This is a genomic window from Rhodococcus qingshengii JCM 15477 (assembly GCF_023221595.1).
Classification (GTDB): Bacteria; Actinomycetota; Actinomycetes; order Mycobacteriales; family Mycobacteriaceae; genus Rhodococcus_F; species Rhodococcus_F qingshengii.
The window spans coordinates 40,790-56,690 of sequence record NZ_CP096564.1; the positions used below are offsets into that span (position 1 = coordinate 40,790).

Genomic DNA, 15,901 nt, shown 5'->3' on the forward strand with positions numbered 1-15,901 from the left:
CTTCTCTCAGCCGTTGCGGGCGATCTTCGAGGTGGTGGTGTGATCGCCCAACAGCACCCCGACACCGAGACCTGCCGCGAACGCGGCATCTTGCATTCCGTATGCGCGAACCAGCTTCAACATCGCTCGGGCGGAGAGCGATTCGAGGATCGAGGACGCATTCGGCACCTCTGTCGCCGTAGCGCAAGTGATCGTCATCAGAGCCGAGTACCGCACCAGACCGGCACCGCGGACCTGTTCCTGACGGGCCTGCTCGGTGGTTTCGACGCGCACTCGATCGCGGCCGGTGAACGGTGTCGACGGCCATCGTAAGCTCCCCACTGGCGGCCATTTATGGCGCATTTTGTGGCCATGGTTTCTCCCCGCGTACGGCCAGATAGTTCCCCACCTGCTGTGAGTCAGATTCGGTCCCGGCAACGCTGGGTGGATGAAATCGAGCAGGGAGATCATGGAAATTTTGGAGGCGTACGACCTCACGGGTAGTTATCGGGCGGCGGCGGAGCTGGCTGGGTGTGATCACCACACGGTGGCCCGGTATGTGCAGATGCGCGCTGCGGGGCAGCCGCCGGACCGCCGGCGGCATCGAGCGCGGGCGATCGACGACTTTCTGCCGAAGATCGAGGAGTTGGTGGTCCGCTCGCAGGGCAAGGTCCGCGCGGATGTCATCCACGAACGGATCGTCGCGCTGGGGTTCACCGGCGGTGAGCGGACCACGCGCCGGACGGTCGCGGAGGCGAAGGCCCAGTTTCGGGCTGGTCGGCGGCGAGTGTATCGGCCGTGGGTAACCGAACCTGGGCTGTGGTTACAGTACGACTTCGGTGACGGGCCAACGATTTCCGGCCGGAAGACGACGTTGTTCTGCGCATGGTTGGCGTGGTCGCGATTTCGGGTGGTGATCCCGATCTGGGACAAGACATTGCCGACGGTGGCGGCGTGTTTGGATGCGACATTCCGCCGCTTGGGCGGGGTTCCGGTCTATGTCCTCACCGACAACGAGAAGACCGCGACGATCGATCACGTGGCCGGGATCGCGGTCCGCAATCCGGAGATCGTGGAGGTGGCACGGCATTACGGCACGACGCTGCGGACGTGTTTACCTGCTGATCCGGAGTCGAAGGGAGGAAGTGAGGCGACGGTGCGGATCGCCAAAGCCGACCTGTTGCCGAAGGAGGTGAACCTGCGCGAGCAGTATCACTCTTTCGGTGAGCTCGAGTCGGCTTGCCGGCAGTTCTGCACCGACGTCAACACCCGCGTCCACAGCTCTACTCGGCGGCGGCCGGTCGAGCGGCTGGCCGAAGAGTTGCAGCGGCTGCATCCGCTGCCGAAATCTCCGTTCACCGCGGTGTTCGGCACTACCCGGCGGGTGAACTGGGAGTCGACGATCTCGGTGGAAGGGGTGCGGTATTCGGTGCCGCACACGTTGATCGACACTCGGGTCTGGGCCCGCTTCCATGGTGAGGAGCTGATCGTGACCGCCGTCGACAATGATGGCGGTGCAGTCGAAGTCGCGCGGCACCGCCGCGGCCAACCCGGTTCACCGGTCCTCGACAACGACCACTACCCACCCCGCCCAGACCGCGACGCCGCCGACCGGGTGCCCAAGCCTCGTACCGCCGCCGAGCTCGCCTTCCTACAGTTGGGCCAGGGTGCCAACAGCTGGCTGGTCGAGGCTGCCGCCGCGGGAGCGCGCCGCATCAGGGCGAAGATGGCCGAGGCCGTGGACCTTTCGAAGCTGCACTCCCCGGACGCAGTCGACAGAGCGTTGGGGACGGCGGCGATGACCGGCCGGTTCGCCGATCGGGACCTGATCTCGATCCTCGACTACCAAGTCACCCACGAACACGCTGATCCGGTCCGTCGCAGCGAGAACCACACTCTGCAACCGGGCACCGCCGCCTGGTCCACCTTCGGCCAGACACCAGCGCCGGCCAGCCCAGCCACTACTGACGATGAAAGCGATGACGCCTGATGAGCACCCCTTTGCGCACTGTTACCAGCGCTAACGGCGACCCGTTGGCCGAGGCGATCGACCTGACTAAACGCCTGAAACTGCCCCATATCCGCAGGTCCTTGAGCGATATCATCCCGACCGCGAAAGCCCAACGCTGGGACCCCGCCGAAGTCGTGCGGGTTCTCCTCGCTGAGGAAGCCGCCGGCCGGGACCGGGCGAACCTGCACACTCGCCGCAAACGCGCGGGTTTCCCTACCGGCAAGACCTTCGGCGACTGGGACGAAACGAAATCGTCGATTCCCCGCGCCACCCAGGACGCGCTCCGCACCCTGGAGTGGGTCGGGCGGCGTGAATGTTTCTGCGTCTGTGGGCCTTCGGGAACTGGCAAGTCTCACTTCACCGAGGCACTCGGGCAGGCCGCAGTCGAAGCTGGGCTGGCGGTGTCTTGGTTCACCATCGAAGACCTCGGTGCCCTGGTCCGCCGGCACCGTGCCGACGACTCCATCGCCCGAGCCCTGACGAGGATCATCCGCTCCGACCTGATCATCGTCGACGACATCGGTCTGCTCCCGGTCTCTGAAGACGCCGCCGAAGGATTCTATCGCCTCGTCGACGCTGCCTACGAACGCCGAGCGATTGCCGTCTCGAGCAACCTGCACCCCTCCGGCTTCGACGAGATCATGCCCAAAACATTGGCCACCGCCACCGTTGACCGGCTCCTGCACCATGCGCACGTCGTCGTCACCGACGGCGACTCCTTCCGCCTCACCGAAGCCACCACCGGCAAGGGGGTGAAGCCCTTCAGCTAACCCAAATCAGAAAGCGGGTGGGGAAAAACAACTGGCCGCCACCGGGGAGAACCCGTGGCCACCAGCGGGGAGAACTACTGGCCGCCTACGGGGAGAACTTCGTGGCCATTGACAGAACGGGTCGGTCGCAGGCAACAGTTGACCGGTGACAGCGGCCCTCTCCTCTGCGGCGCGCAGTCGGGCGAGATGCTGCTCGAGACGCGGGAGGACCGCGCCCATCGCGCCGGCCGAGAGTGGGTTGAGGTGGCCCTTGCCGTGGCCGAGAGTGATGACTTGACCGCCCATCGCCTGTGTGGCGCCGACGTACTCGCCCTTCATGTCGCCGGCGACGATCGGGCACTGATTCCGGGCGACCGCGCCGACGAACATCTTGCGAATGAACGAGGACTTGCCCAGAGCAGGTAGTGAGAGCAGGAACGCGGATGGGTTGGTGATCAGTCCTTCGGCGAACCACGTCAGTACATCGCAGGACGCGGAATCCCCGGTGCGCTGGTGCATTCCGATCGGGGTCCCGAGGGTGGGAGCGGTGGCGCCGATCATCCATGGGTTGAGGCCGCACGCGTGCATGGTGCTGACCTGGTACTCGATCGGGGCGAGCACGGTCTCCATCGCGCCGCCGCCGTCACTGCTGAGGTAGCTGTCGCGGAACCCACGCCGGGGCAGTGTGCGGTACGCCCGCCGCCAGGACGGGTCCGGACTTTCGTCTTCGGCGTCGTCGCGTTCCTCGTTGGCTTTGCGCCATTTCTTGAGCGCACGAGCCTTGTGTGTGAGCGGGAACGGAGCTGACACCGACCCGTTGTCGATCGCTTCGGCAAGGGCCTCGAGTTCGGCGAATTCCCACTTGCCGATGATGTTTTCGAGTTCGGCGTCGGTGACGTCGTCCACGGTCTTGAACTGCATGACGAATCCTCTTCTCTCAGCCGTTGCGGGCGATCTTCGAGGTGGTGGTGTGATCGCCCAACAGCACCCCGACACCGAGACCTGCCGCGAACGCGGCATCTTGCATTCCGTATGCGCGAACCAGCTTCAACATCGCTCGGGCGGAGAGCGATTCGAGGATCGAGGACGCATTCGGCACCTCTGTCGCCGTAGCGCAAGTGATCGTCATCAGAGCCGAGTACCGCACCAGACCGGCACCGCGGACCTGTTCCTGACGGGCCTGCTCGGTGGTTTCGACGCGCATCTCTGCGGCCGCGGAGACCAAGCCCGACTTCTGATTCACTGCCGCACGTGCGTCTTTGTGCTCCCGGTTCACCTGCTTGGTCGCATCTCCCGCCGAGAACGGCCGATACACGATCGTGAGACGTTTCCGATCGAGGTCGTCGTGCGGCCGCAGCAGCGGCTTGAGGACCTCGTCGGTGAACACAGACTCCGGCGGTGCCTTCATTTCGTACACCACTGACACGACGCCGTTGTGGCGGTAGTGATCCCATTTCGTGAGCGCAGACGCCGGGCCGGCGTCCTCCCAGTCGATTCCGTGGGGCTCGTCGAGGATCTCGAGTTCCTCGAGTTCACGCTCCGCGGACGGGTTGTAGCTGCGGTGCACGAAGGAGACGATCTGTTCGGCCGACATCGGGGAGGCTTCGACACCGGCGTTGAGCATGTCCTCGTACGCGGCGGGGAGACGACGGGCCAGCTCGGCAGCCATCTCTTCCGGCTCGGTGCGCCGTTCCTTCGTCGTGGCTTTGAAGGTGATCGCCAAGCGGCACAGGGTTTGTGACCGTCCCGAGGGGAACTCGACCGCCGCTTCGCGTTGGATCTGCGAGGCAAGCTCCGAACGGGAGTGCTTGATGGACTGTTCGACTTCAAGTGAGAGCCGGTATCCCGTCGCCGGGATGGATTCGACGACTGCTACCGCTGCGACGATGTCGCCGGGAAGACCCAAACCAGCCAGGTATGCGCCCCAGTCGGCGGTCATCAGATCCTTTTCCGGCGTCGTCAACGCTTCGTCTCCACCGGGCCAGCATTCGAGGATCACCGTGTACTCGGCGCCGCGGCGCCGGTAGATCATTCCGAACGGATTGCCCAACCGATCCGTGCCCACATGAAGCGTCGTCGACGCCAACAGACCAGGAAGGCGGTAGCGGCCCCCGGGAATCCGCGAAGTCGGCCCCGACCGGTAGACCGTCGAACCTGTAGCAACACGCTTCCACCACTGAATCTTCAACTGCATCACCTCGTACATAGAGCGATGACCCCACCGGATCACCAAGGGAGCGATCAGCACCGCGAACACGGCAGCCAACGCGAAGCCGTACAGAACGTTTGACGTCACGCCCACGATCAGCGAGACCAAGAAGCCGACTGCGGCGAAGCCCGATGCCCAGATCGACAAACCGAAAATGCCGGTCCGCTGCGGAACCGAACCCGATCCGTACAGCGGGCGGTCGTTCGTCGTCTCTGCCACGGCGGTCATCGGTTCGCCTCCGGATCAACCGATGCAGTAACGGCGTCATCTGCCAAGTCGGCACGTGCAGTCGATCCGAACGTCACACCCGCCCGAGCTGCGGGCAGATGCGTGATCCTGGCGTAGGACGGTTCAGTGCTCATCCATCGCTGTTCGGCGAACACCGTCAGCCACATGACCAGCGCGAGAAGGACCGCGTTCATCCACATTTTCGTGCTGAAGAGGTAGTTCGGCTCCCCCGCGACACGGGCGAGGATCGCGCACGCGATCAGTACTGCGAAGATCTCCCGCACCGCACGGCGCGGAAACCACGCCCACGAACGGCTCAGTCGTGGAGCGCGGTTCGACGACGGAGATACCAGGATCGAGACACCGGACAGGGCAACCGCGAGGACAGCAAATATCCATGCCACCCACAAGGCGTAACTGGCGGCCGCGCCGCTGGAGCCGACCGCCTCCGCTGCCCGGAGCACCCCGTCGAAAGCATCAAAGACAGCCAGCAACGTCGGATGCGAAGTGCCGGCCTCCGAGATGTCCTCGCGGACGGTGTCCAGAGCGATCCACCGCGAGAATCCGAGCACGAACGTCAGCAGCACAACATGTACGGCGAAGTAGAAGACCGGCCACAGGAACCACCACGCTTCACGGATGGCCCGGCCCACCGCGACAGCGCGGTCACTGACGAAGACGGCTGCCAGAGAATCAAACCGATCACCAACGGACTTACGGGGAGAAATCGCGGTGCTCATACGGACTCGCTTTCGGAATTTCGAGTGGACATGGGAGGTCTCCTTATCGGGGGATCTGGCCGTGGTAGTTGCCGACTGCACCGCTCGCGATGTTCGCGGCCGCCGCCGTGCCTTGGCTTGCGGCTTGGCCGGCTGATGCCGCGCCGCGACCGAGTGCTCCCGCAGCCGTGGCAGCGGTGCGCGTACCTGCTCCGACTGCTCCCGCGACACCGGCTCCCACCCGGCCGAGCGAACGACCTGCTGCTACTGCGGCGCTGCGAGCTCCCGAGGCTCCTCCACTGCTGAAACGTCCGCCATACGAGGACCTCGCGCCGGACGCGGGCGAGCCCTTACTGCCTGCGGCTCCGCCTCCGCCGCCACCCGAGCCGCCGCCTGCACCGCCAGCTTTGACACCGCTCGAACCGCTTCTGCTGCCCAGCGCAGCCGCGCTGCCGATCACCGCGCCGGTAGCGCCTGCCATCGCGGCGGCCTGCTGTGCGCCGCCACCACCGCCTGCGTCGACGGGGCCGATCGCCTTCATCAGTGAGGGCAGTGAGAGCCCGGCGACTGCGAGCAGAACGGAACCGATGACAGCCGAGGACACGACGTTCGACGATGCTGTCCAGAACGCGAACACGTAGAAGAGTGACGCGACCGGCTTGAACAGCAGTGCCGCGATGACGAAGCCCATCATCGTGGACCAGCTCTGACGCCCCGTGCCGGCGGCTGACTGCGCAGCCGCCACGGGTGCCAACCCGACCACGATGGCCAACACAGCTTCACGCACGAGCAATGCGATCAACTGCGCGACAGACCCGAGCAATCCCAGCCCGGTCAGCACGAGCGCGAGAACCGGTCCCAGACCTGTCTTTTCGTCTACCCACGCAATGCCAGTGATCTTGGCGTTGAGGTCACCGCCCGAGGCTTGTTGGAGCACCCATGTGGAAAACACGTCTCCGATGAGATGAAAAATGATCACCAATGTCGGGAGCAACCCGGCCGAGAACACCGTGCGCGTCAGCATTTTCGCGGTCTCGTCCGCTCCTTCCGCAACGGCTTGCTGCCTGGCGATTGCCAGTTTCGCGGCCGCGACGATCATGCCGATGACGAACGCCACCAGTTGGATCTCCCACGTGAGGTTCCGGATGCCGGACATCGCCTCTCCGCCGGTCAGTCCCGGAATCGGCACCGACATCCAGAACGTCATCACCGTGGAGAACGCGGCGACGTTGCCTTCCATGACGGCTTTGGTGAGCTTGCCGACCGGGTCGTCCCAGAACGTCGACGCCGCGTTGGTCAGCAAGGTCGAGAATGCGTCGCCGGGATGAGCGTCAGTGGCGTCCATCGTGCAGCTGACATTGTTCGCTGCTTCGTTGGCCCAGTTGATGAATCCGATGTGCTCGTCCATCCACTTCTCGACACCTTCCATGTCGTCGGGGACGTTGTTCTTGCACTCCTCGAACGTTTTCTGGAAGCCGTTCTGTCCGTCCTGCACCGGAAGGTTCAGTGCCGGACCTTCACTGGGCGGCGGAACACTGGGGCGGTCCTGTGCGAAGGCGATGCCGCCGCCGACCAACATCAAGGCCACGGCAGCGAGCGCGACCGCGAGAAGTCGTCTCAGAATTGCCATGTCGTAAACCCATCGAGTGTGGTGTGAACTGCGCCGGACTTGCCCGAGTCGTCGGCGGTCTGCATCTTCCAATCGTCATCGCGCCAGAGCATCGACCACTGCATCCCCACCCAACGCGGGGCAGCCAATACGCCGTTCTCGTCTGCGATTTGGCGCACTGCATATTCGAGAACGACGAAATCGTCATCGCAGCTCAGAATCCGGAAACCATCCGGAGCGACCATCGAACGTTTCTGTTCCACCGTGCGGAGGCCTGGCGGAACTGGCTTCGTTTCCAGCTCTTTCTGTAGTGCCGCGTCGTGAACGGTCTGCTCGAGCAATACCTGCTTGGTGACATCGCCGCCCTCGCGCATCCGGTGCCAGAGGTTCCACGCCGCCAGAGCTGCGCCCTGCGGAGAGTGGCTGTAGCCGCGGGCAAGATCGCCGTCGACTCGGGCCGGGCCGTCGGTCTCCGAATACAGCATCACCATGTCGAAGTTGCGCTGAATCGTCATCCCGCCCTGCGCCGTGGGGAGCTGGCCGGGATCGCACTCGACCCGAGCGCCGGGATCTCGTTGCGGGAGGGCTTGGCCGGCAGGGTTGTTCGGCACGTAAATCTTTCGTCCGAACGTGTCGGTGGCAGGATCGGCGAATCCGGTACCTCCGTTGTTGCCTTGCGTGGGCACTGCTGGGGTCGTCGGTTGGGCTGTCGGGGCATCAGGTTCGGTGTCGTCGCCGGCGAACAATGCGAACGACGCTGCAATCAGTACGACAACCAGGGCGATGGCTCCGCCGATCAACCATTTCTGTTTGGAGTTCACTTCTTCTCCTCGATCAGGGTGTAGCCGTCGAGGTTGTCGACCTCGCGGGCATCGATGTTCTCTGCGGCCGTGGGGAGGACCAGTCGCCAGTCCCCGATCCACTCCAGTGCGACGGGATAGACGAACAGTGCTGGTGGGGAACCAATTTCCTGCACTACGTCGACGGCCGCCGTAGCGGAATCACCGGGCGTGTAGTCGGTGACCTTGAACGCGATGAACTTCGGAGCTTGCTCAGCCGGAACAGGGCCGGTGACCGAGACCAACGCTCGATTCGCGGCGAATTCATCGCGGCCGGGGCCGGGGGCGGTCACGATCGAGACCATCTCTCCCCAGTTCGCATCCGGGGTCAGTGCGAGGTACGCCTGTCCCCGGATCGCAGCCAGCACAGCTCCTTGTGGGGACTGGGAGTAGCCGGAGGGCGTCGTCGACGAGTTCTTCGGCCCATCGGCCAGTGAGCGCGGAAGGCGAACGCCGTTGTAGCTTTCCCAGCTCACATTCGTTGGGGCGCTGATGGTGTCAAGTGGAGTGGGTGCGGGATCGAATGTGTCGGAATCCGATCCACATCCCGCCGAGAGGGTGAGCACGGTCGCCGCCAGGGCGAGCGCGGTTACCGAGCGGCGACCGATGGTACGCATGGTTTTCTCTTTCTCTAGACGATCAGGCGATTGCCGATGGTGGCGGCCGAGCCAACGAGGACGGCGCACGCGCAGATCCGGACAAGGGTTTTGTCTTGGAGGATTTGGCCGGCGTTATGGGTGCGTTGATAGCCGAGCATCGCCCCGAAGACGACGAGCGCGGCGACGCACGCGAAGATGCCGATGAAGCTCACGTAGCGCAGTACCAGCATCAACGGCTCCCACATTTCGGTCGGCAGTCGTTGCCGATCGGATGGGGGCTGGGCGATCAATATCGGTGCGGTGCGCATGGTCGTGTCAGCTCGCGAGTTGATTGATCACAGCGGGGGCGAGGCCGATGACGACAGAGCCGATCATGGCGCCGATGATCTTGGCTTTGCCATCTCCGTCGCGGGTGCCGTTGCGTTCCATCGCGAGCATGATGCCGCCGACGATCAGGCCGCAGACGGTGAGGAAGATGCCGCCGTACTTGAGCCAGGACATCAGTAGGCCGAACTTCTCCACACCTGGAATTGGCTGTGGAGTTTCGTTGCCGATCTGTGCCAGAACATCAACGCTGGCAGCGTGATACGCCACCTGGGCGGAGGAGAGGAATGCGACCATGATGGTGCCTTTCTGTTGGTGAGGGTTACTTCGAGGTGGAGCAATTCAGGGGGCTTGTTGGGCTGCGGCGAGCCGTGCCGCGGCGAAGATTTCCGCGCCGATCTCGGCGAGTTTGGGATCCGGGTATGCGGTGGGGTCCGTGCGCCGCAATTTCGATCCGGGCGGTGGAGGAGGATCGCTCGGCGACCACACCGGCATCTGCGAGTAGGTCAACGTGCGGTAGCTCGGCAGGTACGGCAGTCGCCAGAACTGCGGGGCAGCCGACTCGACGACGTCGAGTTGACGCCGCAAAGTGGCAGGCAACTTGCCGTCAGCGTCGGGAACGGTGAGCAGTCCGAGTAGGGCGCAGTCTCCGCTCAGTCCCGCGATTGCCTGTAAGAGCAGTTCGTGAGCGCTTTGCAGTCCCTCACGGTGGGTGCGGGCGACGATTACGACACCGCGATAGCGATCGGCGGCCGGCCATCCCCGACGAGAGTCACCGGCCGGCGCCCAGGTTCGCGTCAATGTCGACACACAGGCACCGCCGTGTGCGCCGAGTAACCAAAACGCCGGACGCGGAGCGGTTGTCGCTATCGCTTCGTCCCACACCGGAGCACGCGACTCGGGTGGTGGAACTCGCAGACCGGCGGGAACGACGATCCGGCCGGCCCCGGTGTCGGGGTCGTTACCCGGAACGCCCTCACGAGCGAGAGGTGAAGCCATCTTCGGTTTCCTTCCATCAACGGTGGTGGTGCCACCACCACCGCGAACAACCTGCTCAGGTGAGGGACACGAGAGCGTGCCCCTCACCTGCGGATCAGTTGATTCCGGCTTGAGTGGGTGTCGCGGCGGTCGTTGATGTAGCGACCGACGAACTAGCAGCGGGGCTGCTGGTCGCGGTGGTCGTTGCCGTCGTCGCGCCAGTTGTCGTCGTAGTCGGAGACGTCATCGTGCCGGTGGTGGTGGTGCGGGAGCCGAGAATCTCGCTGGCCGAACGGCTTTGCTGTCCGAGTGCAGCAAGTAGTGGCCCGCTCTGATCGAGTGAGCGCGGCGCGTTGCCGCCCACCTGGTCGCCGGTCAGATCGTGAGCGAGAGCGAGAATCCAGTCCGTCGCCAACTCCACTGGCGTCTGACCGCCTGTCCCCACGGGGGTGGTGGTGTAGCTGCCGTGCTTGGCGATCGTGTCCCAGTACGCCGCATCGGTCGCCATCTTCGCTAGGCCCTTGTTATCCGCGAAACCGGACTTGACCTCATTGAATGCAAGGCTGACAGTCTTGTCGATGGTGGCCGGCGGAACCAGCTTGACCGTCGCATTGAGCACCTTCGCGCCGAGCACACCGATAGCGGCTTGCGGTCCGGCAACACCAGCGGCAGCGATTTGCGTGATGGACTGTGGCGAGAGAACGTCCTTGGCCACCGTCACGGCCGCCGCGATGCCCATGCCGGCAATCTTCGTCACCGCAGCTACCGCTTCGCTGATGCCGTCCTGGCGCTTGGACGGGTCGCTGTAGGCGACCATTCGATTGAGAACCGTTGTGCTCGAGTCCTTGACAGTGAAAGCGCCTGCCTTGGAGTCGAAGTTGATGTTGTCGTTGACGACGGATGCACCGGTGTAGATCACAGACTGCCCGAGCGCGGTACCGACACTCGTCAGGATGGATACCGGGTCCTGGGTGTCCATGCTGGACTGACCGGCTATGTTGGCGACCATTCGTGCCAACGGTGCGTCAGCGGGAGTGTCGCACGCCAGATCACCTGCGGTGCAGAAGGAAGCGACACGGTCGGCAACCTTGCCGAAGGACCGCTCCCCCGTCGTTTCCGGGGCGATGCCGCCACCGGCGGGAGTCGCAGTCGCTGCGACCTGTACGGATTCGACCGAGTCGCCCTTGGCGCCGGGTGCGGCCGCCGGGGCGGTCTGAGACGACGACGCGAACACCGGCGAACCGGCCGGGCGGGTCGGGTCCGAGAAGAGTGCGGCACCGGCGAACCGATCAGCAGAGATAGGTCCTTCGCCTGCTCCGATCTCACGCGAGAGCGCGGACGCGACCTGTGCACCCTGGCTGTAGCCACCGACGAACACGTGAGTGTCCGGGCACTTGCTCGCCAGATCGGTGAGCATCGCCGTGGCGTTGGTGATTCCCATCTGCACCGACTGCTCGTACGTGTCTTTGGACTGATCACCAGGCTTGCCACCGAAGCTCGCCGAGTAGTTCACGTAGGAGCGGTCGATGACGCCCTTTTTGCCGTTGTCGCCGTTGGCTTCCACCAGCGCAGGGATGGCGACCTGGGAAAAGAACCCGCCGTCCGTGTCGGTCGGTGCGTCCGGGGAACTGTCTGTCGTGCCGTTGACCAACAGCAGGTGCAGCGGTGTGCACCCCGAATCCGCAGCAGAGGCAGAAGTCGTCGACGACGTGGTGGTTGTCGAGGACGGCGTCGGAGTGGAGGTCGGTGTTTGCGCGTTTGCGGCGCTGGTACCAGCCATCGCGATCAGCATCACCGCAGTCGCAGCCGTCGCGGACGACCGCCTAAGCGTGAGTGAATGAATGTGCATTTCTACTGCCCTTCCCTGGGATTGATGGCAACAATTCGGGCACCGGAACCGTCCGGGGCGCCGGTCGTGACGACCGTCTGGCGGTACTTGACGTTCGATCCGTCGGGATGACGCTCGTAGAGGTCGACCTCGTAACGGCCGTTGCCGACAGGCGCGGCAAGCACGCACTGCTCGGACCCTGCGGGCAATTGAGCGAAGCCGTTCGTGAGCTGTTCGACTGATCCAATCGAGTTGTCGGGGGCGACAAAGCTGCGAGCCTTCGCTGCATCACCCGAATAGAACGCGGTCTGGAAGCTGGCGATCGCCGACATACCGGCATCCGAGGATTCGGGGGTGGCCAGCTCGCGAGGAGAAAAGCCGGTGCACCACGAATTCGCCGCGACGGGAGCAGCTGTCGTGGTGAGCGAAGACGGCGGCACAGCCGAGGACGCGAGATCGGTGATCGGAGTGGGCGATTCCTCCCCACTCGACAGACCCGACAACGCCAGTGCAGCCCCGACGCCGAGCACGACGACGGTCGCCACTGCGCCACCGACAGCAACGGCGCTGCGATGACTGCGGAACCACGAGGACTTCTGCTCCGGCGCGGAAGCAGCCCCGGCAGGAGACCTTGGAAGGAACTGCGTCGACGGCATGGGAGGAGTCACCGGAAACTGATCGGTGTCGTCATCCCTCGCCGGACGCTCGTCATCTGCGAAGGATTCGGAGGTCCCGGGCGGATCCAGATCGGTACCCCCATCGAGGTCCTGATCTGCGGATTCCGGCACGGTAGAGAACCAATCGTCCTCGGCCTCATCCACATCGGATTCGGGCATGGAAGAGACGACGGACAGCGGCGGCGTCGCAGCTACCGCGGACGAATCGCCCACATGCGGCGGGGGCGAGTTGAACCAGTCCTCTTCGTCGACGGGGGGACGCTGCGAATCACTCACGATCTGCGCCTTTCCTTTTTCTGTGGGGCGGTGGAGTCAGTTGCGCTATCCCGCCGTGGCGGGAACACAGTCAGGGGGCGAGAGAATCCCGCGCCCCCTGACCGAGTGGTTATGCGGGGATACCGGCACCGATCGCGTCGGAGATCATCGAGATAGGCAGGCCGGGAACAGCGGTGGCCGCAGCGATATCAGTGACCGCCTGGTCGAATGCCGCAACAGCACCCTCGCCGCCGGGCAGCGCCGAGACCGTCTCGCGGATCTGGGTGTCGATCGCCGGGGCGGCAGCGGCAGCGTTGCGCACCCCGTCCGCGGCAGCAGTGCCGACCGGCGGCGACGCCGACCACGAATCGAGAACATTCTGTGTTTCAGTGGTGATGGCGGGCTGATCGATGTCCGGGATGACGACCTCGGATTCACGGCCGTTTTCACCTTCGCCGAACGCGGTACCCACGCCGACGCCGATCGCGGTTCCGACTGCGCCAGAAGCGATTACGACAGGAGCTGCAACAACCGCACCGACTGCACCGCCTGCGACAGCTCCCACTACGGTTCCCGGAACGGAACCGACACCGGGGATCGGGATGAGAGCGTTGCCCAATGCCAGACCGATATTGCCGCCGATGCCAGCACCGATCGCCGTTGTCGCCGCAAGCACCGGCGCGGAAGCGGCCAGTCCAGCGGTCAAACCGACTGCGCCAGCGGTGAATTGTGATGCCGCCATCTGCTGTGCGGTGTCCAGCGGGATACCGGTGGATCGGTAGAAGTCGGTCGTCTGAGCAAGCCAGACCGCCGACTGGCCGCTGACCCGATTAAGCGTGTCGGTGGTCCACCAATTCGGCTTCTTGAAAATGAAGTTTCCGAAAGCGCCCATTTCCGGCGGCGGAGCAATCGGAGCTGTTGCGGTTTCGACCGGAACCGGCAGGTGCAAATCCGCAATGTTGACCTGCGGCGCGACCGGGTCCTGACTGTTGTCGTAGTTGCCTGTCTCGTAGTCCCAACCGGGACGCGGCTGGTACGGCTGCTGATACTCCACCGGGGAGGGCACCCAGGTGACCGGCACGGTTTGCTGCACCGGCGGAGCGACTGGAGCAGCGGGAGGAGCTGTCACACCAGGCTGAACGCCTTCAGTCGTGACACCAGGCTGAACGCCTTCAGTGCTCACGCCGGGTTGGACCGGATCGGCAAGCGCTACACCCGCACCGCCGAATGTCGTTACGACCAGGGCGGTCAGTGCGGTCAGCGTGACCCCGGCGACTGCCGAACGCTGTGCGGCCCGGTGCTTACCGGCCCGATTACGGTGATTCGTCAAAATTGCTCTCCTTCAATGTGTTTGTGGTGCAACCACAAACCGGGCGGGAAACGAAACGGAAGCCAGCACGGCAGTAGCTACGCGGCCGTGGCTCCCGACGCGTCAGCGCCGGGAAGGCCGGATCGTTATAGGGGCGAAAGCCCCTTCACGGAGCGTTGAAAGATGGTTGAGGATGTGCAGTTGCGTGTGCCACATGGCGCATACGCCGAAGAACCCAGTAACCGGGATGCTGACGCATATATGGCCCGGCTTGCAGCCGGCGCGATGAGCGACACTGGCAAACAACGGAATACAGCGCTTCAGTGAAGTCGCACCCACCCGCTCTCCGGGCAGGGAGAGTGAGGTGGGTGCTTCACCGGCCGCATCTTCATGCAGCGCTGGGCGATGGGCCGAGATCGGGGCGGCAGTGCTGGATCCAGGCATGACGAGTTGCCCGACTTCCTGGTAAATGGAATCCGGGTTGTTCGCCACCTGAGTTATCCAGGCAGAGCGGGTGTTTTGAGCAGAGCTGTTCCCCATGACTGCCTCCGGCTTGTTGCGATTTCAACCAGATCGCTTATGCTCGGAAGCCTGCGGTCTGGGCGCCTTTGTGTGTGTTGCACTGCAGGCTGGAAAGAACCCCAGGATCGGAACGCGACGCCAATCACAAGTCCGCTTCTGGGGTTTTCTGCACGACAAGGGCCAGCCCGATTCACATCTGGCCGGTATTCGTCGTGGAGTCGAATGTCACGAGCAGGCTGAATGCCGCTCTGTGCATGAAAAATAATCAAGTCGCCTGCCCCTGCCCGGGAGAAAGTGGGCACGCCTGAATAGGGCTGTGCCACTTGCGTGGTGCTGCATCTGGAACCGACCTCGACAAGATCCAGGAAACCCCCGGGAGGGAGCGCATTCGAAGCGTATTGCAAACCGGCTGGTTTGTGCAACCTATACACGCGCCTTCACCTCGATCCTCACTGGCGCTCCGAGCTAGCATTGCTGTCAACAATAACACGCAACGATAACACAGGCTAGTGGCGGGTACCGCTCCAGGGAGGCGCAAGAATGAGCGAGCAAGCAGGCGATCTGACCCCAGGAGTTGATGAAGTGCCACGGAGTGGAGTGCGCGGCTTTCGGGCCGACAGGCTCCGTGAGTTGCGTGTGAAAGCGGGGCTGACGCCCGACGATCTGTCGGTGCGTATCGGGTCCAGCCGCCAGTCCGTTTCTCATTGGGAAACGGGACGGTCCACGCCGGCTCCACCTGTGCTCAAACAGATTGCCGACGAGCTTGACGTGTCGATCAGCGTGCTGGTCCCGATTCCGGACAACAGGTTGCGAATGGGTGATCTACGGGTACGTGCCGGATTGACCCAGATACAAGCGGCGGAGCAGTTGAGCATCTCTCCTACCTCGCTCGCCGAGATCGAAAAGGGTATGAAGCCGGTGAACGAGGACCGCCTGGAAGCAATCGCTGGCCTCTACGGAGCCGACAAGTCCTTGGTGTTCGAGGCGTGGGAGCGCGGCCGAGAGGCGCGCGAGACACGCGCGAAATCTAAGTAGAAAATCACGCAACATAATCACGCTCCGAATA

General features: G+C 63.9%; 17 protein-coding genes. 3 read left to right on the forward strand and 14 right to left on the reverse strand.

What is annotated here, in order from left to right; genetic code table 11:
- Positions 1–6: 6 nt before the first annotated feature.
- A complete protein-coding gene (locus M0639_RS29750; protein WP_197491352.1) occupies positions 7–321 on the reverse strand; it encodes an SCO6880 family protein in 315 nt (104 codons plus the stop codon).
- Between the two features lie 106 nt (positions 322–427).
- Here M0639_RS29750 and istA point away from each other — a divergent pair, with 106 nt between their 5' ends.
- Positions 428–1,969 (forward strand): IS21-like element IS1415 family transposase, encoded by a 1,542-nt coding sequence (gene istA, locus M0639_RS29755; RefSeq protein ID WP_030538069.1) that lies wholly within the window; start codon positions 428–430, stop codon positions 1,967–1,969.
- Complete coding sequence (istB, locus tag M0639_RS29760) at positions 1,969–2,760, forward strand: IS21-like element IS1415 family helper ATPase IstB (protein ID WP_003944771.1); 792 nt, start codon at positions 1,969–1,971, stop codon at positions 2,758–2,760. The genes istA and istB overlap by 1 nt, the downstream gene beginning before the upstream one ends.
- A gap of 6 nt (positions 2,761–2,766) precedes the next feature.
- Here the strand turns inward: istB and M0639_RS29765 are convergent, their stop codons facing one another.
- From M0639_RS29765 to M0639_RS29825, 13 genes are all read right to left on the reverse strand, one after another.
- Complete coding sequence (locus tag M0639_RS29765; RefSeq protein WP_248671231.1) at positions 2,767–3,660, reverse strand: hypothetical protein; 894 nt, start codon at positions 3,658–3,660, stop codon at positions 2,767–2,769.
- Between the two features lie 16 nt (positions 3,661–3,676).
- Entirely contained in the window at positions 3,677–5,176 is a 1,500-nt protein-coding gene (locus tag M0639_RS29770) for an SCO6880 family protein (RefSeq protein WP_230793374.1), read from the reverse strand.
- Positions 5,173–5,916 carry a hypothetical protein gene (locus M0639_RS29775; protein ID WP_064075395.1) on the reverse strand — a complete coding sequence of 248 codons (744 nt, stop codon included), beginning with the start codon at positions 5,914–5,916 and terminating at the stop codon, positions 5,173–5,175. Before M0639_RS29775 ends, M0639_RS29770 begins: the two co-directional genes overlap by 4 nt.
- A gap of 43 nt (positions 5,917–5,959) precedes the next feature.
- Positions 5,960–7,525 carry a TrbL/VirB6 family protein gene (locus M0639_RS29780; RefSeq protein ID WP_064075396.1) on the reverse strand — a complete coding sequence of 522 codons (1,566 nt, stop codon included), beginning with the start codon at positions 7,523–7,525 and terminating at the stop codon, positions 5,960–5,962.
- Positions 7,513–8,325 (reverse strand): DUF8175 domain-containg protein, encoded by an 813-nt coding sequence (locus M0639_RS29785; RefSeq protein ID WP_064075397.1) that lies wholly within the window; start codon positions 8,323–8,325, stop codon positions 7,513–7,515. The genes M0639_RS29780 and M0639_RS29785 overlap by 13 nt, the downstream gene beginning before the upstream one ends.
- Positions 8,322–8,960, reverse strand: a complete 639-nt coding sequence (locus M0639_RS29790; protein WP_064075398.1) for a DUF8175 domain-containg protein — start codon at positions 8,958–8,960, stop codon at positions 8,322–8,324. The genes M0639_RS29785 and M0639_RS29790 overlap by 4 nt, the downstream gene beginning before the upstream one ends.
- Positions 8,961–8,974: 14 nt before the next feature.
- Entirely contained in the window at positions 8,975–9,250 is a 276-nt protein-coding gene (locus M0639_RS29795; protein ID WP_064075399.1) for a hypothetical protein, read from the reverse strand.
- 7 nt (positions 9,251–9,257) lie between these two features.
- The gene (locus M0639_RS29800; protein WP_003941225.1) at positions 9,258–9,563 is read right to left on the reverse strand and encodes a hypothetical protein; all 306 of its coding nucleotides are present in this window, start codon (positions 9,561–9,563) and stop codon (positions 9,258–9,260) included.
- A gap of 45 nt (positions 9,564–9,608) precedes the next feature.
- Positions 9,609–10,265 (reverse strand): hypothetical protein, encoded by a 657-nt coding sequence (locus M0639_RS29805; RefSeq protein ID WP_064075400.1) that lies wholly within the window; start codon positions 10,263–10,265, stop codon positions 9,609–9,611.
- A 94-nt stretch (positions 10,266–10,359) separates the two neighbouring features.
- Positions 10,360–12,024 (reverse strand): cutinase family protein, encoded by a 1,665-nt coding sequence (locus M0639_RS29810; RefSeq protein ID WP_231914978.1) that lies wholly within the window; start codon positions 12,022–12,024, stop codon positions 10,360–10,362.
- 71 nt (positions 12,025–12,095) lie between these two features.
- On the reverse strand, positions 12,096–13,025 hold the full coding sequence (locus M0639_RS29815; protein ID WP_156525084.1) for a DUF8176 domain-containing protein: 930 nt from the start codon (positions 13,023–13,025) through the stop codon (positions 12,096–12,098).
- 109 nt (positions 13,026–13,134) lie between these two features.
- On the reverse strand, positions 13,135–14,334 hold the full coding sequence (locus M0639_RS29820; RefSeq protein ID WP_231914977.1) for an insoluble domain protein: 1,200 nt from the start codon (positions 14,332–14,334) through the stop codon (positions 13,135–13,137).
- Positions 14,335–14,436: 102 nt separating this feature from the next.
- A complete protein-coding gene (locus tag M0639_RS29825) occupies positions 14,437–14,805 on the reverse strand; it encodes a hypothetical protein (protein ID WP_156525086.1) in 369 nt (122 codons plus the stop codon).
- A gap of 570 nt (positions 14,806–15,375) precedes the next feature.
- Here M0639_RS29825 and M0639_RS29830 point away from each other — a divergent pair.
- Positions 15,376–15,870: a helix-turn-helix domain-containing protein gene (locus tag M0639_RS29830; protein WP_064075403.1), complete on the forward strand. Its 495-nt coding sequence runs from the start codon at positions 15,376–15,378 to the stop codon at positions 15,868–15,870.
- The last annotated feature ends 31 nt before the right edge of the window (positions 15,871–15,901 follow it).